Here is a 24,077-nt window from a genome sequence, read left to right on the forward strand (position 1 = left end):
TCCTTGACTTCAGGCGGCTAGCTTGGCGCGCTCTTCCAGCGCGATGGCCGGCGGTCGGGCATCGTCGACGCCCATTTCTTTCAGCGATGCGGCGGCGGCCTCGACGACCTTGCGCATCACGTGTTCGTCCATTTGCCCGATACAGCCGACGCGGAAACTGTCCACGACCGTCAGCTTGCCGGGGTAGGTGATAAAACCCTTGTCCTTCATCAGCGCATAGAAGCGGTCGAATACAAAGCTTTCATGCGCGGGGCAAAAGAAGGTGACAATGATCGGCGACAGCCAGCGGTCGTTGAGCAGGGTCTCGAACCCCAGCTCTCGCATTCCGGCCACCATCACGTCGCGGTTGCGGGCATAGCGCGCGCCCCGCGCCGCGACGCCGCCCTCGGCCTCATGCGCCTTGAGCGCAACTAGGAAGGCGGCAACCACATGGGTCGGCGGGGTAAACCGCCACTGGCCGGTCTTTGCCATGTTCGCCCATTGCGCATGCACATCGAGGCTGAGCGAGTGCGAGCGGCCCTTGGCCGCTTCAAGCTCGGCCTTGCGGGCGATGACAAAGCCGAAGCCGGGCACGCCCTCGATGCATTTATTGGCCGAAGAGACCAACGCCTCATAGCGGATCTCGGACGGCTTCAACTCGATCGCGCCGAAGGCAGACATGCTGTCGATCAGCAGTTTGCGGCCCGCCGCGTAGGTCGCCTGCGAAATTTCCTCGATCGGGTTCAGGATACCGCTCGACGTCTCGCAATGGATGGCGACGACATGGGTAATGGCCGGATCTTCCGCCAGGATCTTCGCCACCTCGTCACCGCGCGGGGGCAGGTAATCACCCTTGTCCACCAGCACGAAGTCGCGGCCCAGATACTCCATCGTCTGCGCCGAACGCTTGCCATAGGCGCCATTGGCCAGCACCAGCGCCTTGCCATCGCGGGGGATGAACGACGCAAGCATCGCCTCGACCGCGAAAGTGCCACTGCCTTGCATGGGCACGCAGTCGAAATCACCGGCACCCTCGCCCAGCATCGCCAGAAGGCGCGTGCGCAACTCGCGCGTCATGGCGCGGAAGTCGTCATCCCAGCTTCCCCAGTCGCGCAGCATCGCCTCCTTGACCGCATACGAGGTGGTGAGGGGGCCAGGTGTCAGCAGATAGGGCTCGCCCAGTTTTGGCGGATCAAGTGGCGCGGTCATGTCAAAACGCTCCGATTTTGCGATTGTATCATCACGATTGCCGGATGGGTCTCCATATGTAAAATTGCAATAATCAATTAATGCATAGGCTTGACTTATGCCGTTTGAAAGGTTGCCCAAATGCGCCACAGCCAGTTGCGCGCTTTCCACTACGTCGCCGCGCATGGCGGCTTTTCGCGCGCGGCCGAGGCGCTGTTCCTGACCCAGCCCGCCGTTTCCGAGCAGGTGCGAAAACTGGAACAGGAGCATGACGTCCTGCTCTTTCATCGCGAGCGAAAGCGTGTGCGCCTCACTGAGACGGGCGAGCATCTGTTCCTGCTGACGCGCCAGCTTTTTGAGGTGGAACAGCGCATCGCGGATTATATGAGCGAGACGCGCGCCGCCATTGAGGGCGAATTGCGCATCGTCGCCGACAGTGCCCATCACGTGATCGACCTGCTCAGCCAGTTTCGTCAACGATATCCCGGCGTCACTGTATCGCTGCGCAGCGGCAATACCGAAGAGATCCTGGCCGAACTGCGCGGCTACAATGCCGATATCGGCGTCATCGGCGATGCGCCAACCGGCCCCGATCTGGAGCTGCTGGACCTCGGGCAAACGCCCATTATCGCCTTTGCCGCACGTGGCCTGCTGCAGGCGCCCGAGGCCGGACTGACTCTGACCGAGGCGCTGACATATCCCCTGGTCCTGCGCGAGCATGGATCCAAAACGCGCGCCAGCATCGAGGAGGAAGTCGCGCGCCAAAAGCTGACCATGGCGCCCGGCATCGTCGCCGAGGGACGCGAGGCGGTGCGCGAGATCGTCGCCTCGGGGGCAGGCATCGGCTTTGTTTCGCTGGCCGAGTTCGGGCATGATACGCGGCTGGTGCAGATTCCGCTGAACGGCGTCGATATCCGCATGCGCGAGACCATCGTGCATCTGGGACAGCGCCGCGACGTGCGGGTCATCCGCACCTTCATGGAGTTCGCACGGCCAAGTGGTGGCGCCGCCTAGCGCGTCCGCCAAGCTTGCGTGCGGCCCAGTATGCCGCGTGACGCAATGAGGTGCACGATCCGCGCGAAGGCGTTGGTGTAGAAGATCATCATCCCCATCGCCGCCGCCGGGGCGATATCGCCCGCGTCGTCCATGTTCAACACCGCGATCGAGGCCAGCGCGGTATCGGTCGAATAGAGAAACACCACGGCCGAGACCGTCGTCATCGCGTTCACGAACAGGTAGATCGAAATGTCGAGGATCGCGGGTAGGCAGACGGGGACCGTGACGCGCGCAAACAGCTTCATGGTGGGCTGTTTCAGAGAGGCCGACACGGCCTCGAATTCTCCGTCCATCTGTTTGAGGGCTGTCACGGCAGTCAAATGCGAGACAGTGTAGAAATGCGTGACGGTCGACACGACCAGGATGATCATCGTGCCGTAGATCACGTTCAGCGGGTTCTCGGGATTGTTGAAGAAAAAGATATAGGCAAGGCCCAGAACCATGCCGGGGATCGCCATGGGCAGCATCGCAAAGCCCTGAAAGATCGCGCGCCCGGTGCGGAAGCCCTTGGACTTTTCGACCAGATAGGCGCCGAAAAAGATGACCGCCGTGCCGATCACCGCCGTCAACAGGCCCAGCTTGATCGAGTTGTAATATGCCTCCCAGCCGCCGCCATCCATGCGGTCGAACTGGTAATTGCGCAAGCTGAGGCTGAGATCGTAGGGCCAGAATTTGACCAGCGCCGCGAATTGGCAGACCGCCAGGATGCCAATAATGAAAATGCCGACAAGGCAGCAGTAGATGAAAAACAGGCGGTCCATTTTCGCATCCAGCTTGGGCTGAAACGGCACCGACCGCGCCGAGAGGGATGAGACTTGCCGCGCCTGCACCATGCGGTCCACGGCGAAGGCGAGGATTGCGGGGATCACAAGGACGACCGACACGACGGCCCCCATCTCGAAATTCTGCTGCCCGATGACCTGTTTGTAGATATCGACGGCCAGTACGTTGAATTGCCCGCCGATCACCTTTGGCAGGCCGAAATCGGTGATGACCAGATTGAAGACCACGAAGGCCGCCGAGATCAGGCCATAGCGCGCGCCGGGAATCGTGACGGTCCAGAAGGTGCGCCAGGGCGACGCCCTGAGCGACGTCGCCGCCTCGTAAAGGCGCGCATCCGAGATGGCGAGGGCCGTGGAAATGATGATGAACGCGTGCGGAAATGTGAAAAAGACCGATCCGATGATGATCCCGATCGGGCCATAGATGGTCGCGCCGAACAACAGCTCCTTGAGCATGCCTTGATTGCCGAAAAGATAGACCAGCGCGATCCCCGGCAAGAGGGACGGCACGAGGATGGGCATCATCGCGATCAGGCGAAAGACACCCTTGAACCGCATGCAGGATCGGTTGAGCGCGTAGGCGAACCAGAAGGCGAGGCCGACGGTGATGAGGGTGCTGATCGTCGCGATCCAGAAGGAATTCTTGATCGAGTTAGACAGCGCCGGGGTCGAAAAGTACTCGACGAAATTGCTGATCCCGCGCGACTGCACGGGCCGCAAGGACACGCGCCGGAACGTGTTGCTGTCCAGCTGTTGCCACTCACTGCCGGTATAAAGCGTCGAGCCGACAAGATAGCGACCGCTCTCGCCAATGCTGCGGATGCGGTATTCCACCGGGCTGCGAAAGCTGAAATCAGGGAAAAAGGCGGTGACGCTTAGGCGGCCATCGGAGTTCGTGTTCAGATCATCCGGGCTATAGGCCCCCGTCTGCGCGTTCAGCTCGGCGCCGGTCAGGACAGGGCCGTCGAATTGCCCGGCCTCGTCGCTGACCTGAAATTCGAACGCGGCCAAATCGAACCGGTAGGTCGAGAGAGATTTGGAAAACATGACGAAGAGCGGCATGACCAACGTGATCAGCAAATAGGCTGCGATCACGATCATCCCGCCACGCATGAGCAGGTCATCGCGGCTCAGCTTGCCACGGATGGCGGGCCCGTCCGGCATTGTCGCGGATGCGTTGGTAAGCGGTTCGCTCTGCATCTCAGCCCTCGTCCGCCGCAAAGACCATGACGCGGCTCTTTGGCAGCTCGATCATCATGCGGCGTCCCTCGCTCAGTTCCAGCCGGCGCACCGCGTTCATCGAAAAGTTCGCATAAAGCTCGCCTTTGCCGAAGGTCGGTGACGCTAGACGGCAGCGCCAGTAAGAGCCCAGAAACTCCATCTCGGTCACTTCGACGTCGAGGGTGTTTCCTTCGGTTTCGACCTCACCCGAAGCGCCGGCCTCGGCGCCGTGCGGGATCACATCCTCGGGGCGAATCGCGACGATCACGGCGTCGCCATCCGAGAAACTATGCGGCTCGGTCTCGATCACCTTGTCGCCGACATGCACGCGGCCGGGCCCGGCCGAGGCGGCATCGAAATGATTCATGTCGCCAATAAATCCGGCGACGAACAGCGTACTGGGATGGCGGTAGACCTCGGTCGGGGTGCCGACCTGCTCGACCCGGCCGTGGTTGATGACCACGATCCGGTCGGCCATCGACAGCGCCTCTTCCTGGTCATGCGTGACCATCACGGTCGTCACGCCCAGCTTGCGTTGGAGCTCCTTGATCTCGTGGCGCAGATAGATGCGCACCTTGGCGTCGAGCGCCGAGAGCGGCTCGTCCAGAAGCAATAGGCCCGGGTTGGTGGCGATGGCGCGGGCGAGCGCGATGCGCTGCTGCTGCCCGCCCGAGAGTTGCGCAGGATATTTCTTGCGCTGCTCCTCAAGGCCGACAAGGCCGAGAAGCTCGGTGACGCGCGCGTCGATTTCGGGCTTTTTCCGCCCGGTATTCTCTAGCCCGAACGCGATGTTGCGCTCGATCGTCAGGTTCGGGAACAGCGCGTAGGATTGAAAGACGATGCCGAAGTCACGCTCGGACGGGGGCAGGTTCGATACGTCCTTGCCGCCCTGCTCGATCTTGCCGCGCGTCTGCAGGTCCAGCCCCGCTATGGCCCGCAAAAGAGTGGTTTTGCCGCAGCCCGAGGGGCCCAGGAAGCAAACGAATTCGCCTTCCTTGATCGCCAGCGATACGTCGCTGAGGGCCAAGAAGTCGCCAAAGGCTTTCCACAGGTTCTCGATTTTCAGATAAGCGGGGGCTGCGGTCGCCTCGGTCACGGGACGCGTCCTTTCGGGATATTTCAAATCTGGTTTGAGGGTCGCGGATGAGGGGCAGCGCGGGCGCCGCCCCTCGGTATCTGGATCAGGCCCGGATCACTGGGGATCCGACTTGCCGTCGTAACGCGACTGCCATTCCTCGAGGATGCGGGCCCGGTTATTCGCCGCAAACTCAAAATCATTGTCGATCATCGCATCCGTCAGACCTTCGGGGAAATGCTCGACCGGCTGCGCGATGCCGGGAATGGCAACGACGGCATAACCGACATTGTACATCCGCATCGCATCCTCGGTGACGGTGAAATCGACCAGCTTCTGCGCGGCCTCAAGGCTATCGGTGCCGGCGACGATGGCCGTCGCTTCCATGTCCCAGCCGACGCCTTCGCTGGGTACGATGATGTCGATGGGCGCGCCGTCCGCCTTGGATTTGGCGCCGCGGAAAGCGAACGAGATACCAATCGGAATTTCACCCGATGCGGCCAGTTTGCAAGGCGCCGAGCCGGAATGGGTATAGCGCGCGATATTGTTGTGCAGCGCATCCATATAGGCCCAACCTTCCTCCTCGCCGAACATCTGCAGCCAGCTGGAGACGTCGAGGAAGCCGGTGCCCGAAGAATTCGGGTTCGGCATGATGATGTGATTCTCGTATTGCGGATCGGTCAGATCCTTCCACGACGTCGGTGCGGTCAGGCCCAACTTGTCGCCTTCGATCGTATTAAAGCAGACCGCAGCGACCCAGGCATCCATGCCGACCCACGCGGGAGGATTGTCCTTGTCGACGAAATTCGGGCTTAGCTTGTCCACGCCCTCGGGCGCATAGGGCTCTAGCATGCCTTCGGATTTCAGCAGCAATAGCGACGTGGCGGCCAGACCCCATACGACATCGGCTTGCGGATTGTCACGCTCGGCCAGAAGTTTGGCCGTGATGACGCCGGTTGAATCGCGCACCCAATTGATCGTGATGTCGGGATGGACCTCATTGAACTTGGCCGCGTACCGGGTCAGATCCTCGGCCTCGACGGCGGTATAGACGGTCAGCTCGGTCTCGGCGGACGCCGCGGTGGCCAAAAGGGCTGCCGTCAGGGCCGCAAAACCGGAAGTCAGTTTGAGGGTCATGATAGTCTCCACTGTTGTAGCCGGCAAGACGCCAGCCTGATTGCTTCTGCGGCCTTCTTAGGACCGCTGTGAAACGAGACTGTGACAGAATGACCCACATGCATAGCCGAATTAACCTATCAACCCATTAGTTTAGCTTATGGACCGGGTTGTTCGCGCGGCATTGGCGCAGGTTGCGCCCGCATAGGTTGCGGCGCAGGTGGCTTCACATGCTATTGATCCGGATCGTCTTCCATTGTCTGGATCAAGCGGGTCTCCAGCAACTGGCCGTTGCGGTAGAGGATGGGATAAGCCACCGCCGAGATATGGCCGTTCATGTCGCGCAGCGCGCGCAAGGTCTCGAGGTGGATATCGCTGGACTCAAAGCTGTCGGCGCGGCCCTCGGACAGGCGCTGAAGGTGGCGCTTGCGACTGCGACGCTCTTCTTGCTTGATCTCGGTCTTTTCCATGACCAGCAGGCGTGCGCTCTCCAGGTCGTCAGAAATCAGGACATTGCTGGCCAGCTTGAAATTGGCGCGGACCGCCTCGAACATATGGCGCAGTTCGGACCAGCCATCGTCGGACAGCTGCACGCCGCCCTCTTCCTTTTCCTGCGCGGTGCGCAGAAACTGTCCCGAAACCAGATCACCCGCCGCCTCAAGCCGGATGGCGTATTCCATCAGACTGCGCACGATCTTGGCCTCTTCCTTGGTATATTTGTCCATGGGGATATCCGCGACATAGCGACGAATTGACAGTAGCGCGGCGTTGACTGCGCTGTCCTGCAACTTGATCGCGCGCATGCGGGCCCGGTCGCCTTCCTGGTAAAGGGATTGGATTGGGCCATACATCCGCTCGACCAGGCCCATCATCCGCAAGATCTCGCGCTTGAGGCTGGCAATGGCCAGTTGAGGCGTGTGCACCGCATCGTGATCCAGCACGCTCACCTCCTCATGCTGTTCGGGCGCGGCCTGCGCGTTGGACGGCAGCATCGCCGCAAAGGGCCGCGCAAGCGGGCGGCAGAGCGTCAGACCCACAAGCAGCAGTGACAGATTGAATGCGACATGCGCGTAAATCAGGGACTGACCCGGCGCCGCGATGATCAAGAGGGCCGGATCGGATCCAAGGTTAATTCCCAAAAGCGCCGCCAGCGACCAGGTGCCGCGCAGCGCCAGATTGGCCAGGGGAATGCGCCGCCCCTCGGGGTTCATGCCGCGCGTCAGATAGACCGGAATACCGGCGCTGCCCAGATTGGCGCCCAGCACCAGAGACAGTCCAGCGGCGAAGGGGATCGCGCCAATATGCACGAGGGTAACGCACATCAGGATTGCCGCGACGCTGGAATGCATGACAAAGGCCAGCGCCGCCCCCACGATGAAAGCGGTGATGAAATCACGCGCCAGATACTCGGCAATCGCGGGCAGGAACGCGCTATCCTTGATCGGCTCCATCGTGGCGCGCAGCAGTTGCAGCGAAATCAGGATGAAGGCGATGCCCATCAGGATCCGCCCCGCCTGCCGCCATTTGCGCCCTTCCGTCTTGATGAACAGCCAACCGCCGACCGTCAGCAAAAGCGGGATCAACCAGTCAAGACGGAAGGACAGCACCTGAATGATCAGAGCCGAGCCCAGATCGCCGCCCAACACCACGGCGAGCCCGGCAGGAAACGAAAGGTATCCCGCCGCGGCAAAGCCTGAGGCCAAAAGCGCCACCGCCGCCGAACTTTGCAGGATGAGGGCCATCACGACACCCGTCGCGCCCGATCCGGCCAGACTTTCCCGTTGGGTCAGCCACCGCTGGAACTGCGCGCCGAAGCTGCGCTCGATCCCGGTGCGCACCATGCGCACGGCAAAAAGCAGCAGCATCGTGGCGCCCGCAAGGTTCAGCAAAAAGGTGAGAATCGCCATGATTTCGGTCCGACTCGTGCGCGGCTGGGCTGCCCCAACTCCGGGCGGCGCCAGCCTCCCGGATGGGCCGCCGGGAGGCGCTGTTAGGTGTTACAAAAACGCTACAAAGCACAGAGCGGGCGGATATCCCAGATAATTCTTGAGCTCATTGGACCAGTCCGGGCCGCGATGGCGCCGCCGATTGGGCCTGCGCCATCACGCCGGACGGAACGCAAACGCGCCCCATATGTTGGCCCGGCAGTGACCGGTTTGAAATCAGACACAAAGGAGATTGCCATGAAAGTTCTCGTAGCAGGAGCCACGGGCAAGACGGGCCGCCGCGTTGTCGGCGAATTGCAGAAGATGGGGCACACGCCCATCGCCATGGTCCGAGAAAGCTCGGACACCAGCGTGCTGCCCGAGGGCGCGCAGACCCGCGTTGCGGATCTGACGGACTTGTCGGGCGATGTCTGCGATGGGTGCGATGCCGTGATCTTTGCCGCAGGATCAGGCGGAGACACCGGCGAGGAGCTGACCCGCAAGGTTGACCGCGACGGCGCGCAGCGCCTTGTCGATATCGCTGAAAAGGCGGGCGTATCGCGCTTTGTCATGCTCAGCTCGGTCGGCACGGAGCAGCCCGAAAAAGGCGGCGAGATGCAGCACTATCTCGAGGCCAAACGCGCGGCTGATGATCACCTCGAAGCGTCTGGCCTACCTTACGCAATCCTGCGCCCCGTCGCCTTGACCGACGAGGATGGGACGCGAGAAATGCGCTTTGGCGACGATGTGGATGTCGAGGCGAAGGCCGCCCGCGGCGACGTCGCCCATGTGCTGGCCGATGCGGTCGAGAATGCCGATTGGCAGGGGAAAAACCTGCTGATGCAATCCGTATGACGCGATATGCCGAGGGCCGTTTTTGCGGCCCTCGGCACTACGTGTAGTATGCCGCGTAGCCGTGCGCGCTCTGCATTTGATCGTTGGAGAAAATCGCCAGTTCAGGCCCAATAGTTTGCGCACTGTTTGCCCAAAGACTTGCGCGATTTGCCTATAATATTGCGCGTCCTGCGTGCCACTTCGTGTCGGCGATCGCCCTGTATTTTGATATACCGAATCTGGACAGCAGTCCAGCGCTCAGAAATGCCGAAAGCCGCCAAGGCATCCCCTGGCGGCTTTCAGATAGTGCGCGACTGGATCGATCAGGTTGGCGGAAACGCAATCATCCGGGCAATGTCACCGGTTCGGATCAGATGCCCACGGGATGATGTCCCTACCGGCTGCGACCCGACCGAGGAGATCCCGCGATCTGCGAGGGATGCGAGCAGCTTTCGCGAGGTAGTCTTGCCTTCCTTCGCAAGGTCCGAGACCACCTGGAATTCCTGGCGGAACCGGGAGAGCGCTTCCTCAGAAATCTGCCAGACGTTGAAAGAGCCTCGCTTTCCTCTGGTCGCTTGAAGCAAACCCTGCTCGCACCACCCGGTAACGCATTCGGGCTTCCACCCGGAAAATCCCGCAATCTCTCCGGCAGTCCATGCACGCGCGCCGCCCTGCTCTTGCAAAAGACGGGAGATCTCCGCTTCGCTGAACAGGGCATCACCGAGGCTATCATCTTGAGCGAATTTCAGCGCCCGAAGTTCACGGTTGGCTATCAGGCGATAGATCTTCAGGACCGCGGTCCGATCGGTCGTCCTGCGCAGGTTGATCTTCCGAAAGGAGACGAGCCCAGCGGGATCTGCGTTGTCGTCTCGGGGGCCCTGCCGGATTCTATCCAATATATTGCGGATATTTTCGAGGTCGAAAACACCATCGACACAGGGATGCGGTGGCATCCTGCATTCATCACCAAAAAACTTCGCCTCATCCATGAGTTGGAATTGTTTTCGCGAAACACCGAGGATGCTGCGGACCTTTTCCTTGGTCCCGGATCGTGCTCGTAGCTCGTGAACCTCTTCAACATCTTGCATTCTGACAATCGTATGGAGGTGACCGGTGCCTGACCTTCCCTGCGACCCAATCATCGTTCCGTCTCGAACTGCCTCGACAACCCTCTCGCTCCGAATGCCCAGAATATCTCCAGCCTGAGCCGCGCTCACCCAAGTAGAGCCATCTTTATGACGATTGGTCTTGTATGCGTCACCACACACTGTGCTGACAACGATGAGGCACCGGGACAGAAGTGCTTTAGCCAACGCACCTTTCTGCCTAAGAAGACCGCGATACCAGGCGCCCAACCGCATGGCGGCCGTCATACCCTCTGCACCCGGAGCGTTCCATCTTTGCACGACGTGATCGTCGAATGCCGTTGGCCAATCGAGCAGGAGAGCTTCAACCGGTTTCAGCCAGGCGCGCGCTTCTGTGACGGTCTTGGGATAGATCGACTTGCCTTCTTTCCCGGTCCGCGCCTTGGCCATGTTTGCGCTCAAAAACCACACCGTGCGGGCATTGTGCAAACCGTCGTCTGCACAAAGCTCAACACCCGCAAGTTTGGCTGATCGCCCCGCTATCATCCTTGAGAATTCGGTCTCGAGAGAGCTGGCTGGCACAGCATTCGCATCGCCGTAGTGAGCGCCGCATAGGCAGCCCGCATACCCGTCACCAAGCAGGGTCAGAGGCCCCCCACAGCCGGGGCATTCATCGATCAGCTGACAGCCGTGCTCGGCACATGCCGAAACCATAGCGTGTCGCCACTCTTTCCGGCGAGGTTGACAGGCGGCGATACATGATGGGCAAACCGGGTCGCGATGCATTCGATGGAACGACCAGTCGAGCGCAGGGTCTTTTGACTGGGCGGACGGCAGGATCGGCTCCAGCGTCGCCAAGTCAATATCGAGATCCTCGGCCAGTCGCTCAGCCTCCTCGACCATAGCGCGCCCGTAGGACTGCCCGAGCATCGTTAGGAAACCGCCTGCTTCAGGGAAGCCTTCCGCGTCCGACCGTCGCTTGATGTAGCCGAGAAGGCTTTCGTGTGTCTCAGGTGTCATGCTGCAAGCGCTTCTTCTTGCGCAGCCCGGAAGGCATCAATTTCGAGTGATGAATTCGGATCGGGTAGCTGCAATCCCGCGTCCCGCATGACCTTCGCATAAGATCGAAGAAGAACGTCATCTTGCGGGGGATCGGGGTTGAAGATCGGCGCAAGGCGAGAGAGGCCCTGAAGCCGTATGTCGGCTGCCTTCCCCATGCCCGACATAGCCAAGACACCGTCTCGCGCAGTGGATCGAACGGCGACCTGAAGCAGTTCGATTACCATGCCGACACGACCTCCGGAAGCCGCGAAGAGGCGCCGGGACATGTCGATCCAGTCGAATTCGAGCGAGATGCCGCGCTCCTCGAGGTAGTCGAATATACTGTAGATTACCGTGGTGAATTCGTTGCGGTCATCAGGGTTCGTCCAGCGATAAGGGTTGAGCTCGATCGTTGCCATGGACCGCGCTGCAAATTGCTCGTTCTCGTCGATGAGGCGCTGGGCCTTTGGCAGGCCCATCAGGATGAGGATCACACCTGACCGATCGATGATGGTCTTGAAATGATCCGCCGCGGCGCGCCGGGTGAGGTTCGCACCCGGCTCGGCGCAATGGCTGCACTCATCGAGAGCCACGATCCGAACGTCGCGCTGTTCGAGCAGATCATACATCCTGTCCTGCAATAGTGGGAGCTTTGAATTCGCCCCGACACGCCCCATAGTGCGAATGACGGACGCATAGAGCTCTGAGTCGTTCGGTTTGGGTGATATCTCGCCGTAGAGGAAATCTGGTGTAGGGAGAATGTACCCTGGTCCGTATCTGTCTTTCGACACTTGGCTTTTTACGGCTGAAATGAGGTCGGACTTACCGACGCGGGTGGGCCCAAGAAACGGAATGCAGGTGCCGTCCGAACCTGCCAGCTCGATTGCCTCGAGCATCTGGTTCAGTGCCCTATCGTAGCGCGCGTGTGAGATCCGCAGATCCTTCAGGGAGATATTGTTCACAGTCGATTATCCTCGTTGTAAAATACGGTTGCGCCGCTTAGGGGCGAATACCGGCATTGTGGCGCGGGAGGCGATGTCTGGAGCTGCTGGGTTTCTCGACCGGTTGCTCCGCTGAGTGATCTCATCGTCGCGCCGCTTGCGCTGAGCGGCATGTCGCGCCTTGCCCCCCTTGGAGGTAGCCTTGGAAGGCTTGTGGTGCTTGCCCGCCACCAAGGCAGCCAGAACCTCTTGCGCAGACAGGTAGTCATCGGGATCACGTCTATTCATAGCAATAATGCGGTCCCGCTCCGCCACGGAAATGGCAGGCATTTCGGGGTCCTTGCAGGGAACATAAAATGTCTCTCCGGATTTCGGATGCGACATGATAATTTCCCGGATATCGGCCGGATTGATCCGAATATCGACCTCCAGTTTGCCCTTTGCATTTTGCTTGAGCATGCGGAGCTGAGGCGACGAATACTGAACATATCCCACTTCGATACCGTAGTTGTGAACAGTCCTCTTTGCAGCCTGGCAGTAAAACATCTGGGCGAGCGTCTGTTTGTTCGGCGGTTCTGGGACGTAGGCTTCAGTAGAAAGACGACGCCAGCTCTCGATCGGGCTCTCTTTGCGCTTCAGAGGCGACTGCACCCGTCGGCGAGGAAGGGCGCCATAGACATCGTAGCGCCAGACCTGAACCTTCTGGATGAACTCGTCAAAAGTCCAGCATGCCTCCGAGATGGCCCGATCGTAACGATCCTTGAAAGAGAGCTCCCGAGTTTGAGTCGCACCCTCAAGCTTTGTCACGAAGGTCTTGAGAGTCGACATGGCGCGCTCAACAAATGGCTTTTTTTCCGGATGTCCAGGGATGTTCTTTTGCAGCTCGATGGCAGTCGTCGATAGTAGGCGGTCGATGATTTCGCCCGAGTTCTCGGAGCCTTGGTCTGCTACGACAGTCAGGGGGTAGCCGGCAACGTGCACACGATTCTTGATACCGAACCGATTGAAGAACTCTTCATCATTCCCTGTCATGGCCTCGAAGAGCGCGGTCGCGGTTGTCAAACCCGTCGGATTCTCAAGAGAAACCACGAGTCCGACAATGAAGCCCGTTGCTGCATCCACAACCAGCGTGAGCCATGGCCTGATCAGTTTACCATCGTAGATCACGAAAATATCGGCCTGCGTGGAGTCGACCTCAAGCCTGTCATAGGCATGTTCGATTTTTTGAAAACTGCCAGCTTGGAGTAGGGCCTTTCGCGCAACCTTCTTTCCCAGCCGTTTTTTCAAGACGTCAGAATGGGGAATGAAGTCATCAAGTATCGACTCCACGGCCTTTCGACCATGATTTCCAGGCTCTTCTTTCGGCCGCTCTTCCGAAAAACGCTTCAAATAATTGATCCGAGATTGCGAAGCCAGGTCAGTCATCGTCATACGGTCGGATGCGAGATAGGATTCCTCGAGAAGATCGAGGACGACATCACGCAAAATATCGTCGTAGCGGATAGTGTAATTTCCGGATTGAGACCGTTTATCTACTAAGGCGAGATTGCCTTTCGCACAGAAATCAGAGCGATACTTCTGAATCGTGCGAACGGCAGGGAGCTTCGAAGATCGCGAAGCGAATCGTGGGTCTTTCTGAAGCTCGATCCCCATCTCATTTTTTATCTCAGCCCAAGTGAGGCCCAATTCCTGATAGCGGTCGACCAATTCAAGGATGCGCTTACGGAAAGCCGCTTCGAATGCTTCCTGGTCATTGAATACTCGATCGCAAAAAATTGGCTCCTGCCCCTCGGAGACATTACCCAGCCCGATCTGGCGATGATACTCCTCGAGAGTGATTTCTGTCTGCGCCCCGTTCAAATCGAGGATCACCGAGGGCTTTCCATGAACGCGGCCGATCACGCGGTAAAGGGTTTCGCCATCGCGAAGGTGGCGACCATCATATGACTGGATCTTGTTCATAGCGGCAGAACCTGAAGGTGCGTCACGTCGCCATCCGTGCGGAAGAGATTGGTCCGGTCAGCGAATGGAGCGATCGCGAGGTCTGTCGCGAGAAGGCCTTGGAAGAGGGCCGCATATACATTCTGTCTTGTCAGGCCAAAAGATCGCTGTGCAGTGCCGAACGTCAAATTGTCGGGAAGCTGAGTCTCAATCAATTTCCGCACGGACGGATCGAGCTGCCGGTTCGGCAGTGTCCGGAGAACTCGAAGATTCCGGTGAAGAGCAGGAGGGAACATCATCTCCGTCACGACAGAGAGCCGGTTTCCAAGCTCGGACATGGCCCGCTTGACAGCTTCGAACTCAGGATTGTCGTGCAGCCATCGGCTGTGCTTGCCTTCCACGAAGACGTTCTTGCCGCTGGTCAGCTCAAATAGAAAATCTGGGGTGTAGATCCACGGTCGGTAGCGTGTGCCGCGACACGCTTCCACGAGCGCAGCCTTGCTCGCATAGGCTTGACCAGTGTTGAGATCAAACGAGGCGGGCTGAGCAACGATGCGCCGCACTCTGGGGTCGACCTCACCGGCAACCAGAATGATCGACTCACCAAGGCTTTCGGTGTCGACGATACCAATGGCCTTTCGGCAGGCTTGGCGGTTCACCTTCTTCTGCAAACCACGCTTGTAAATCGTTCGCGCGGGCTCGCCGTCGATAATGTGGTGTTCGAATAGCATCGTTTGGACCTCCGCTAATGGGATGTTCCGGCTGGTTCTTCCGGCAGGTTATGGATCGTTGCCTTGCCGCCTTCGTCGGCTCAGTCGAACTGGACCTGGTTCTCGAGGTTGACCACGTCTCGACGCGCCAGCATCACAAGCGCTGTGAGCATCTCGGTGTGGCTCTCCACGTCCATCTGTCGCCCCTCGTCATCGCCCGCAACGAGGCTGTCGGTGAAGTGTTGCTTCACTCCCATCTTGAAGCCCCGCGCCCCGTTGGGCGGGAGCGGCAGGCGGATATTGCCTTCATGTGTCGTATGCATTTCGTACATTCCCATTTGAAGCTCGCTGTCGGCTGGCTCTCACCAACCGCAAGATTTCCCCCATCCTTGTGAGAAGATTGATGTTTTGCCGTTGGGCCCTAATCGAATCCGGCAGAAATCTTCTAAGCCTCTGTTTGGAATTGAGAAGATTCTGCCGGAAGCGCGGAAAAGCATGTTGAGAAAACCATCGAACCGCCCCGATCACCGGTTTCCCGTGCCGCCCCGCGGCGGCAGCCGTCGGCCATCAGAACCCGGAAATCAAAGTAGTGGGTACCCTTCCTGCCATTCGACTGCTGCCACTCGCACGGCACCTGGTTCTCGAGACCCACAACACCGGGTCGCGCGATGATCACATGCGCGCCGCACAGTTCTGTGTGGCTCTCGATGCCGCTGGTCTCGCCTTCGTCGGGTCCAGAGGTGAACTGGCCGGTGAAATGATTTCGCCGGTCCTTGGCGATCTTGCGGCCCGTCAAGACCTGCTCGGGCATTATCAACCCGCCATCTGACAAGCAGTTCATGCTCTTTCTCCTTTTGGCATGCTGGTACCGCTCGCCGGAATGCCCTCCGACGCTGCCCGCAGGCGGCGATACCGATTTCTGGTTTCGTGTTGAGAGCCCCTGGTGTCTTCAGGTGGCTCTGGATGCAGGCCTCACATTGAGCGGGCTTGCGAATTCTGGTGGTCTATCCTGTGCCGTTGACCATCATGGTTGCTCTCCTCTTGACCTTTTCCTCGAAGTCGGTCGCCGGGCTGCGGCGTAGTCGATTGTGAGGTTGGCTGATTGCCGGTTTCACGAAGAAAAAACTGCGCCTCGATCCATGTGATTTGCGGTTCGGCCTTCGCTTGGGGCCGAGAAACTACCCATTTCGGACCACCCGGCAACAGCTGATTTTGGCCAAAATTTCTTTGTCGAGTTCATTTCCGTCGAGAGAAAAATGATCCCACACAAATCACGCCAAAAGCTAAGTATTTGATTATATGGATAAAAACACCATTCTCCGCGTGACCCTGAAAAAGCGGGCGAGCAGACTCTTTTCCGCAGAATCGCAGAAAGCCCGGATTCGGCGCGATTTCCAGACCGCTGGCGCGACATTTTTGCCACGCAACTCATGGATGCGTGCTACGGGACGCTTGCAGGACGATAGTTTGAATCCCTCACCATTCCGCGCCCGGGAATCGCCATTGGGCGAATCAGACGCGGCCCCGGGGTGCGGAGTTGAGGGATGCGGGGCACGAATCCGGGAGGCGAGCCGCGAATTTTACATCGCGGGCGGCTTGCGAAATGCTCAAGAAGGTCATCGATCGTGCTTACTACAACGATACCGAGAAGTTCAGGCGCGGCGCCAAGATGGTCACCACGCTGACCCCACTCATCAACATCTTCAGCCGCGAGGAGTTGAACTTCAGCCGCAACCGGGCGGATGGCGACGATATTTTGGTTCTGGAAGCTGGTCGATGAGTAACGCCCGGAGGCGTCAGCGCTCGACCAACTCCGCCCTTTCGGGATCGTATTCATAGCCGGTGATCGTGCCCTCCCTGATCTTCTCTACAGCATCATCAATGACAAATAGCGGCACCAGAAACCACTCGCGCGGGGAGGTCGGACGACCAAAGCGATCGGCAATCTGGATGTCGAGCTGTGCCTTGCCAAAGATGCGATGGATCAGGTTTTCCAGCCTGGTCTGATTGATGTTGTACAGTTCATAGGTCGCAACGACCTCCACCTGCGCCATCAGGAATGTCGGCTGCAGCTGCGCACCTGCGATCCGCTTTTCCACGGGCATGGTCGTTACGCCGATCTTGTGGATCAGATCGCGATTGGCGGCCACAAGCGGATGATCGGACTTGCTGCGCAACACATAGATCGTGCCTGTTGTGCTATCGCCCTCTTCGGGAGCGTCCGAAAACAGCGGCCCGGCGCCAGCTTCCGTAATTCGGCGCCCAGCGTCATCCTTGTTGAGCGCCCGCTGCAGTGAGCGCATCAACATATTGCTTTCCGTGCCATTGTCGAAAATCACCCGCAATCGCGCATCGGTGCGGCCCTGATCGGTGAGCGTCGTCTCGCCCATCTCTGCTACGTAGGCTTTTTGGCCTTCGACGATGAAAAACCGCCCCTGTCGAATTTCGGCTTTAAGCTCGAATGGTCGGGTTTCCCGCGCGCCGGAGTCCAACTCGCGTTGAACCTTTTCAAACAGCGGCTTGAATTGGTCGAAGTCTTCGCATCGCTGGCGGTTTGCGACATCGTCAGATGCCTTCCTCTCAGAGGCAGAGCGGACATGCTTCAGCTCGGTAATCGGGCTGGCCTCGACCTCGACACCCAGAGCTGCCAGAAGGGCATCGTCGTCGAGGTCGTCGGTGCCTTCCGCAGGCTCAGCGTCAGCCAGCAGGTTGCCATGGTCCAACTCTGCCAGAAGGTCTGAGGCTTCCGGAAGCTCCCTGATGCGCTCAAGGCGCACCGCATAGAGGCGCTCGAAAATGTCTCCGTCTTCCGAGTGGCGCGGCAGTCGGCCCTGTTCGGTGACGAACTTCTGGATGTCCTCAAACCCCGCAATGATTCGCTCTTCGCGGGGTGTTCGTTTGACCTGCTTTTTCTGCTCCACTGCAATGCCAAGCTCAGCAAGGAGGGCATCGTCGTCGTCGGTGAAACCTTTACCCATTCATTGCTTCCTGCTTCATTCGGGCCAGGAAGGCGACGCCTTCGGCCATCCGCTTCTCCCAGGCATCGGCCGAAGTCAAAGACGGCAACCGACCGCGGTCCTGCTTGAACTTCACGGCGCGCCGGGCGAGATCTCGTGCCTCTTCGGGTGACAGCTGAATCTTTTTGGCCTCGATCACCGCAGCCACATCCCTCAGGCTTTGCTCGCTCATGGTTTTGGCAAGGATCGCATAGGCTTCGCTGAACGGATTGATCCGGTCGATGAGATCGATGTCCAGATCCCGGACGCTCAGCGCAAATTGGCGGACGCCATCGACGAATGCCGTGTTCACGACTGCCTCGCTGCCATCGCCGACGAGGGATTTTTTTGCCTGCTGGGTGAAGTTCATCGCAGCAATCGCGTGTTGGCGCACGGCCTCCTGATCCGCGTCATCCAACTCAGGATACCTGTCCCGGACGATCTTGCCCAGGCGGACCTGCGTCAACTCTTCCGGCACCATTTCCTCATCGAAAAGTCCGCGTTCGATCGATGTCTTGTCCTGCACAAAGGCAGTGATCACCTCGGTCAGGTCGTTTTGGCAGATCCGGTTGGCCTCGGGGCTCTTGGGCGGCGTCAGACCGTTGATTTCGATCTGGAATGTACCTTGTTCTTCATTGAAACCGACGTTGCACTTGCCCGGATCATAGCCCCCCTCGCCATAGTCAAAACCTTCTTGAGCCGTGTTGGTCGGGTTCTTGGGCTTGAATTCGAACTTCGGCGTCAGAACCTGCTCCATCAGCAGGCTGGCGGCGATGGCTTTCAGGGTGTCGTTTACTGCCTCGCGCACCGCCTCTTCGGATGCGTCCGGCTCGGCGATGAGGTTGGTGAACCGCGCATGCGTCTTGCCCTTGGCGTCACGGGTGGCGCGGCCGATGATCTGCACGATCTCAGTAAGGCTGGAGCGATAGCCGACCGTCAGCGCATGTTCGCACCAGATCCAGTCGAACCCCTCCTTCGCCATGCCAAGCGCGATGATGATGTCCACATGATCGCGGTTGTTCTTCTGCGCCGGGTCTCTCAAGGCCGCCGTTACCTTGTCGCGCTTGACCGGATCGTCATCCACCAGATCGGCAATGCGCAGTATCTGACCGTCCGGGCGCTTTACCAGCTGAAACCCGGTCGCCGGATCGGTGCCCTGCCAGTCGCCCAGGGCGTCGATGATGTGTTCGACCTCGCGATGCTTGTCCTTGGTGCTTTCGCGGGAGTTGACGTTGGGGATATGCAGGATCGTCTTCTCGGACGGGTCGAGAACCTTCAGCAGTTCATCCGCATAGGGCCCGCTGTAGAAAAAATAGCCGATATCGAGCGTCTTGAGATAGGTATAGCCGCTGAGCTGTTCGTAATAGGTATAGGTGACGGTCTGAAACCGCGCCTCGTCCTCGGGCGTCAGCACGGCCTCGGTGTCGCCCCGGAAATAGGATCCGGTCATCGCCACCACATGCACTTTGTCGCGAGCAAGGAGCTCACCCAGATGCGCGCCCAGCTTGTTGTCGGGGTTGGCCGAGACATGATGAAACTCATCCACGGCGATCAGGCGATCATCGAAGACCTCGATCCCGAACCGATCGACGGCAAAACGGAACGTCGCATGGGTGCAGACAAGGATCCGGTCGTCACATTCCAGAAACCGCCCCACCGCGCCCACCTTGCCATCATCCCCGCCAGGCGCATTGCACAGGTTCCATTGCGGCCGCACCACCCAATCTGCCCAGAATCCGAACTTCGACAAGGGCTCATCGGCAAAGCTGGACCCGATGGATTTCTCCGGCACCACGATGATCGCCTGTCTCAGCCCCTGATTGTGCAGCTTGTCCAGCGCGATGAACATCAATGCCCGACTTTTCCCCGACGCGGGCGGCGACTTGATGAGCAGGTACTGCTCACCCCGCTTCTCATAGGCGCGCTCCTGCATGGCGCGCATGCCCAGCTCGTTTGATTTGACGGCTGAACCGCTTTGCGAATACTTTACTTTAATCGCGGGACTGGTCTGAGATTTCTTCGCGTTCATTCTTCAATGTGCCCATATAAGCGGCCGCTTCCCATTTCCATAACTGGACCCAAGCGATCTCCATACGCTGCTTCAAAGTCAGCAATCTCCAAAGCGCGCAATTGAAAGGCGCCCCCGTTCCGTTGGAAAACAATAATCTTTCCGTCGTAAATCTGATATCCATGAGTTTCCGGGATAGGTAAGGTTATTTTTTCCATGCTGTTGTTTCCCAGCCTTAGGTTCCGCTCCACCACTTGTCCATTCGGGGTCTGAAACACAATTTCACCGAGGACTGAGTTCAGAGGGGTGTCTGCTGCTGGAAAAATTCCAAAATAGTGCGACATCCCCCTCGGGAGGTCAATTTGGTTTCCTGGTCTGAGCGGCCCGCGGTTTCGTGTTACATACCCCGCCTCAATCCAAAATGTGTTTCGCTCGCCTGGTATTTGGATATCGGGCCCGCCATCTGGTCGACGTGCGAATGAATTGCGCCATCCCTGATCATATTGATCAATAATATCTAAGATCGGGGTAGCAGCTTCCCAAAGAGAGTTAGCAGCATCAAGACCTTGTTGTAGTGTTGTTACGCCATCGCAGTCACCGGACACCTCGCAAGAGATTCCTGCCTCCACACTTCTGGTCAGACCATTTGCCGAAAAATTACCTGAACCGGCAACAACACCATATCTTAACGGATTATCCGAAATCATGTATGATATTTTCAAGTGAAAATCTTGTCTGGGGACATAGCCTTCCTGTGTACAGATCCACTCGCCGTCGTGAATACGAACTTCTGCGTTGGGCTTGTTCATGATGGCGCGCAACGCAGCAGGCTGGGTTCGACCATAATCAACACCGAATAACCAGCGTGTCGGAACATTTTCCCAAAAATCCTGTCCGAAATTTAGTTCAAACGTGTGCAGACCAGACATTGTTGCATATGCAAATAGGCAAAATAGCTGGTCTGCAGTAATGCTTCGGTACAGCCTATCAAGCTCTGAAAGAGTCGTTCTATTATCCTGAACGTTTTGAAAGAACAAGTTCGTGCTCAAGCTGTGCTCCCTTGATATTTCTTGGCATAGTGAAAGAAAAGCGTTTCAAGCCGGTCGCTGTCGTTTTTCATGAGTCGGCCTGAAAAAATCCTTTCACTTACTTCATCATTTTCACGGTGAGCCTCAGCTAAGTCAGAAGGCATGCTGTCAGGGTTGTATAGATCTGAAATGGAGGCGGGATAATGCCTTGCTCGCGCAAGGAGAATTCCCTCCGCAGTTTTAGACAAATCTAATTTGTTCTTATCAGTTAATTTTGGCATTGGGAACGTATTCCAGCCGAGAGTATTGGAGTAGCGAAAATCTGTTTTTAATTTTCCGCAAACTGCAGAAATCCAAACCATGTGCATTCGAGACGAAATGATGGACATATTCCACAAAGGTGCATCATATAATGCAAACAACAGATCGCTAACGATCGTATTGTGGTCAAACAGATCTACAGGCAAGAACTCTCGCCGTTCCGACGAGACCTTCGCAACAGCCAGTGAGTGTTTCTTCGCCGTACCGGCTATTTGGACAAATCTGTGGGATCTTTCGGCGAAGTCACGTGTTGACGCTGCGGCACTACCCGAGCGGAATTTCTCCACTTGTGCAAAAATTTCCTGCAAGCATGGTATACTTCTCGCTTCGTCCTCCTCCCTATCATGCACCCAGATGCACCAGCGCGGCTTACCCTGGATCATCTGCTCCGAGCCAATATAGGGTCTGATGAATCGTTCAGTGCGTGGATCCCAATTTATCAGCGTCTCTCGCTGTTCTCCGGAGAGAACTAAGTGTCCACCATCTCTTGGCATATTGCCAAAAAGCATTCTTGATAGGCCGTCTGATGGAAAGCGGCGTGGTTCAACGATGATATTCGGAGCAGCCGTGAGGTATGCATTGATCTCATCGGTTTGTCTAACCTCAATGTGGCCATCTCGAGTTGTGGAGTAAATGCGTTTTGTCGACTTGGAGCGGTTCGAGATTGAAATTATTGCCACAATAACCCCCGCATTGTGACTGGCGAGGTTGGACCATTTGAAGCTGGTATGAGCGAAAGAAATCTTCTGACCAGTAGCGAAGATGCAAGGCCAGAGGATAGGCACTTGTTGCCCTTGGCAAATTGAGTTTGTTGCAACAAACGCTGCGTCAGAGGCCGTATGATTTCCATACTCAGCAGCCTTCATAAACCAACCGGCTACATAATCGAGGGATTTCCAGCTACTCGTGTGGCCTTCGAATACTCTTCGCAGGTCGTTCTTCTGCTCGCCACTCTGCCACTTCGCCCCTAAATAGGGCGGGTTTCCACAAATATACGTCTCGCCCCCTTCATTCTCGAAATCAATCTGCGCCTGATCCAGCGGGCTTTGAAACAGATCCTCGGACTGAAACTTCACCCCCGTCCCCGTGGGCGGGCAGATCGACAGCCAATCCATCCGCAAGGCGTTGCCGCAGGTGATCCAGTTCTGCGCGTCCAGCGGCAGGAACTCGGCCAGCGCCTCTTTCTGGCCGCGCCAGGTCACGTCGCATTGGTATTCCGCGATGATCAGCGCCAGCCGCGCGATCTCGGCCGAGAAATCCCGGATCTCGATGCCGCGAAAGTTGGTCAGGGGGATGTCTGTCCTGCGATCCGCCTCGCCCCGCCTCTGGTTGATCACAGCCTCAATGGCGCGCATCTGCTTGTAGGCGATAACCAGGAAGTTGCCCGACCCGCATGCCGGATCGAACACTCGGATCTTGGCGATGCGGGCGCGCAGGTTGGCCAGCTTGCGCCCATTGTCCCCCGCCTCTTCCAATGCTGCGTTCAGATCATCCAGAAACAGTGGGTTCAGCACCTTGAGGATATTCGGCACCGAGGTATAGTGCATGCCAAGGACCGAGCGTTCATCCTCATCCGCCACCGCCTGAATCATCGAGCCGAAGATGTCGGGGTTGATCCTGGTCCAGTCCAGCCCGCCGATATGGCTGAGATAGCGCTGCGCGATCTTGGAAAATCGCGGCACCTCGGTGGAGCCGGAAAACAGCCCGCCGTTCACATAGGGAAAGACATCGGCCCAGCGGGGCAGTTCTGCCGTGGCGCGGTCCTTGTTTGCGGTATTCATCGCGCGGAAGATTTCGCCGATGATCTCATGCGTGTTCGACCCGTCACGGTTCGACATGCGGTCGATCGTGTTGGTGAACAGATCCTCGTCGGCGAAAATATCGGTGTCTTCGGCGAAAAAGCAGAAAATCAGCCGCGCCATGAAGTGGTTCATGTCATGGCGTTTTTCAGTAGTGCCCCAGGCAGGGTTGTCCTTCAACAGCTCGACATAGAGGCGGTTGAGGCGACCCGTGGCCTTGATATCAAAGGCGCTCTCGCGAATCTGCTTGACGGTGGAGATACCGGCGAGGGGCAGGAAGGTGCCGAAATGATCGGGAAAATCGGTGTAGGCGCAGGCCACGGTATCGCCGCCGATCAGGTCTTCGGCCTCGAACTCCTGCCCGTCGGTGGCGAGGATGAACCTGGCCTTGAACCTGATGGTGGCGGGGCTGGCCTTGAGCGCAGCGAGGGTCGCGGAGACCTCACCCGGCGCACAGGTAGCGATGTGGATGTTGCCCCGCTGCAGGACGCCACCGACGTCGGATTTGTTGGTATCCGCCTTGCGCAGCCTCTTGATCTCGGTCGCCTTGCGACCGAAGGCCTCCAGAAAGGCATAGGGAAATTCGGCAGCATCAAACGGCGCCTCGGCCAGATCGGAAATTGCCTGTTCAATCTCGACCGGGTTCATTTGCCGGTGCCCTCCCCGTAGCGCTGAACATCAATCTCATTCGCGCGCGCCATGATGCCAGCCAACTCAAATTCCATCTGTCGTTCCATCCAGGCTCTGGCAGACCCGCCGAATGCCTTTTCCAACCGCAAGGCCATCTCCGGCGATATTCCCGATCTACCATTGAGCAGGTTGCTCAATGTCTGTCGGTCAACGCCCAAGATCGCGGCGGCGGCCGTGACGCTCAGGCCAAGAGGCGCCAGGCACTCTGCGCGCACAGTGATACCAGGGTGATCCATCAATGCTCCTCGTTGCCGGGACCGTATGGTGATAATCGGCGATTATCAACAGGAGGAGCGCGAAGGGTGCAAAAAGGGGTGTGGATGCACTGGGCAATTCGTAGT

General features: G+C 58.2%; 19 protein-coding genes. 3 read left to right on the forward strand and 16 right to left on the reverse strand.

What is annotated here, in order from left to right; translation table 11 throughout:
- Window positions 1-9 precede the first annotated feature (9 nt).
- On the reverse strand, window positions 10-1,188 hold the full coding sequence (locus BW975_RS16015; RefSeq protein ID WP_076535362.1) for a 2-aminoethylphosphonate--pyruvate transaminase: 1,179 nt from the start codon (window positions 1,186-1,188) through the stop codon (window positions 10-12).
- 120 nt (window positions 1,189-1,308) lie between these two features.
- Here BW975_RS16015 and BW975_RS16020 point away from each other — a divergent pair, with 120 nt between their 5' ends.
- Window positions 1,309-2,181, forward strand: a complete 873-nt coding sequence (locus BW975_RS16020) for a LysR substrate-binding domain-containing protein (RefSeq protein ID WP_076535363.1) — start codon at window positions 1,309-1,311, stop codon at window positions 2,179-2,181.
- Here BW975_RS16020 and BW975_RS16025 read toward each other — a convergent pair.
- The 4 genes from BW975_RS16025 to BW975_RS16040 form a co-directional block, all read right to left on the reverse strand.
- Window positions 2,178-4,205 carry a putative 2-aminoethylphosphonate ABC transporter permease subunit gene (locus tag BW975_RS16025; protein WP_076535364.1) on the reverse strand — a complete coding sequence of 676 codons (2,028 nt, stop codon included), beginning with the start codon at window positions 4,203-4,205 and terminating at the stop codon, window positions 2,178-2,180. The genes BW975_RS16020 and BW975_RS16025 overlap by 4 nt on opposite strands.
- 1 nt (window position 4,206) lies before the next feature.
- Window positions 4,207-5,322 (reverse strand): putative 2-aminoethylphosphonate ABC transporter ATP-binding protein, encoded by a 1,116-nt coding sequence (locus BW975_RS16030; protein ID WP_076535365.1) that lies wholly within the window; start codon window positions 5,320-5,322, stop codon window positions 4,207-4,209.
- 96 nt (window positions 5,323-5,418) lie between these two features.
- Window positions 5,419-6,438, reverse strand: coding sequence for a putative 2-aminoethylphosphonate ABC transporter substrate-binding protein (locus BW975_RS16035; RefSeq protein ID WP_076535366.1), 1,020 nt, complete (start codon window positions 6,436-6,438; stop codon window positions 5,419-5,421).
- Between the two features lie 212 nt (window positions 6,439-6,650).
- Window positions 6,651-8,324, reverse strand: coding sequence for a Na/Pi cotransporter family protein (locus tag BW975_RS16040; protein ID WP_076535367.1), 1,674 nt, complete (start codon window positions 8,322-8,324; stop codon window positions 6,651-6,653).
- 276 nt (window positions 8,325-8,600) lie between these two features.
- Here BW975_RS16040 and BW975_RS16045 point away from each other — a divergent pair, with 276 nt between their 5' ends.
- Window positions 8,601-9,197, forward strand: coding sequence for an SDR family oxidoreductase (locus tag BW975_RS16045; RefSeq protein ID WP_076535368.1), 597 nt, complete (start codon window positions 8,601-8,603; stop codon window positions 9,195-9,197).
- Between the two features lie 302 nt (window positions 9,198-9,499).
- On the opposite strand, the gene BW975_RS16050 is transcribed toward BW975_RS16045, so the two are convergent.
- The 6 genes from BW975_RS16050 to BW975_RS16075 form a co-directional block, all read right to left on the reverse strand.
- The gene (locus tag BW975_RS16050; RefSeq protein WP_076535369.1) at window positions 9,500-11,281 is read right to left on the reverse strand and encodes a TniQ family protein; all 1,782 of its coding nucleotides are present in this window, start codon (window positions 11,279-11,281) and stop codon (window positions 9,500-9,502) included.
- Window positions 11,278-12,264, reverse strand: a complete 987-nt coding sequence (locus BW975_RS16055; RefSeq protein WP_076535370.1) for a TniB family NTP-binding protein — start codon at window positions 12,262-12,264, stop codon at window positions 11,278-11,280. Before BW975_RS16055 ends, BW975_RS16050 begins: the two co-directional genes overlap by 4 nt.
- A 6-nt stretch (window positions 12,265-12,270) precedes the next feature.
- Window positions 12,271-14,205 (reverse strand): integrase catalytic domain-containing protein, encoded by a 1,935-nt coding sequence (locus BW975_RS16060; protein WP_076535371.1) that lies wholly within the window; start codon window positions 14,203-14,205, stop codon window positions 12,271-12,273.
- The gene (locus BW975_RS16065) at window positions 14,202-14,915 is read right to left on the reverse strand and encodes a hypothetical protein (RefSeq protein ID WP_076535372.1); all 714 of its coding nucleotides are present in this window, start codon (window positions 14,913-14,915) and stop codon (window positions 14,202-14,204) included. The genes BW975_RS16060 and BW975_RS16065 overlap by 4 nt, the downstream gene beginning before the upstream one ends.
- An 80-nt stretch (window positions 14,916-14,995) precedes the next feature.
- Window positions 14,996-15,217 (reverse strand): hypothetical protein, encoded by a 222-nt coding sequence (locus tag BW975_RS16070; protein WP_139194256.1) that lies wholly within the window; start codon window positions 15,215-15,217, stop codon window positions 14,996-14,998.
- 122 nt (window positions 15,218-15,339) lie between these two features.
- Window positions 15,340-15,735, reverse strand: a complete 396-nt coding sequence (locus BW975_RS16075; protein ID WP_076535374.1) for a hypothetical protein — start codon at window positions 15,733-15,735, stop codon at window positions 15,340-15,342.
- Window positions 15,736-16,497: 762 nt separating this feature from the next.
- Between BW975_RS16075 and BW975_RS18125 the strand changes: the two genes are divergently transcribed.
- Entirely contained in the window at window positions 16,498-16,674 is a 177-nt protein-coding gene (locus BW975_RS18125; protein ID WP_170846615.1) for a hypothetical protein, read from the forward strand.
- Between the two features lie 16 nt (window positions 16,675-16,690).
- Here BW975_RS18125 and BW975_RS16080 read toward each other — a convergent pair whose 3' ends face one another.
- The 5 genes from BW975_RS16080 to BW975_RS16100 form a co-directional block, all read right to left on the reverse strand.
- The gene (locus tag BW975_RS16080) at window positions 16,691-17,872 is read right to left on the reverse strand and encodes a GIY-YIG nuclease family protein (RefSeq protein ID WP_076535375.1); all 1,182 of its coding nucleotides are present in this window, start codon (window positions 17,870-17,872) and stop codon (window positions 16,691-16,693) included.
- Complete coding sequence (locus BW975_RS16085) at window positions 17,865-19,832, reverse strand: DEAD/DEAH box helicase (RefSeq protein ID WP_244512619.1); 1,968 nt, start codon at window positions 19,830-19,832, stop codon at window positions 17,865-17,867. Before BW975_RS16085 ends, BW975_RS16080 begins: the two co-directional genes overlap by 8 nt.
- An 83-nt stretch (window positions 19,833-19,915) precedes the next feature.
- A complete protein-coding gene (locus BW975_RS17970; RefSeq protein WP_139194257.1) occupies window positions 19,916-20,947 on the reverse strand; it encodes a hypothetical protein in 1,032 nt (343 codons plus the stop codon).
- The gene (locus tag BW975_RS16095; protein WP_076535378.1) at window positions 20,944-23,694 is read right to left on the reverse strand and encodes a class I SAM-dependent DNA methyltransferase; all 2,751 of its coding nucleotides are present in this window, start codon (window positions 23,692-23,694) and stop codon (window positions 20,944-20,946) included. Before BW975_RS16095 ends, BW975_RS17970 begins: the two co-directional genes overlap by 4 nt.
- The gene (locus BW975_RS16100; protein ID WP_076535379.1) at window positions 23,691-23,972 is read right to left on the reverse strand and encodes a HigA family addiction module antitoxin; all 282 of its coding nucleotides are present in this window, start codon (window positions 23,970-23,972) and stop codon (window positions 23,691-23,693) included. Before BW975_RS16100 ends, BW975_RS16095 begins: the two co-directional genes overlap by 4 nt.
- Window positions 23,973-24,077: the final 105 nt, after the last annotated feature.

The sequence above is a fragment of the Roseovarius nanhaiticus genome, from assembly GCF_900156535.1.
Taxonomy (GTDB): domain Bacteria; phylum Pseudomonadota; class Alphaproteobacteria; order Rhodobacterales; family Rhodobacteraceae; genus Roseovarius; species Roseovarius nanhaiticus.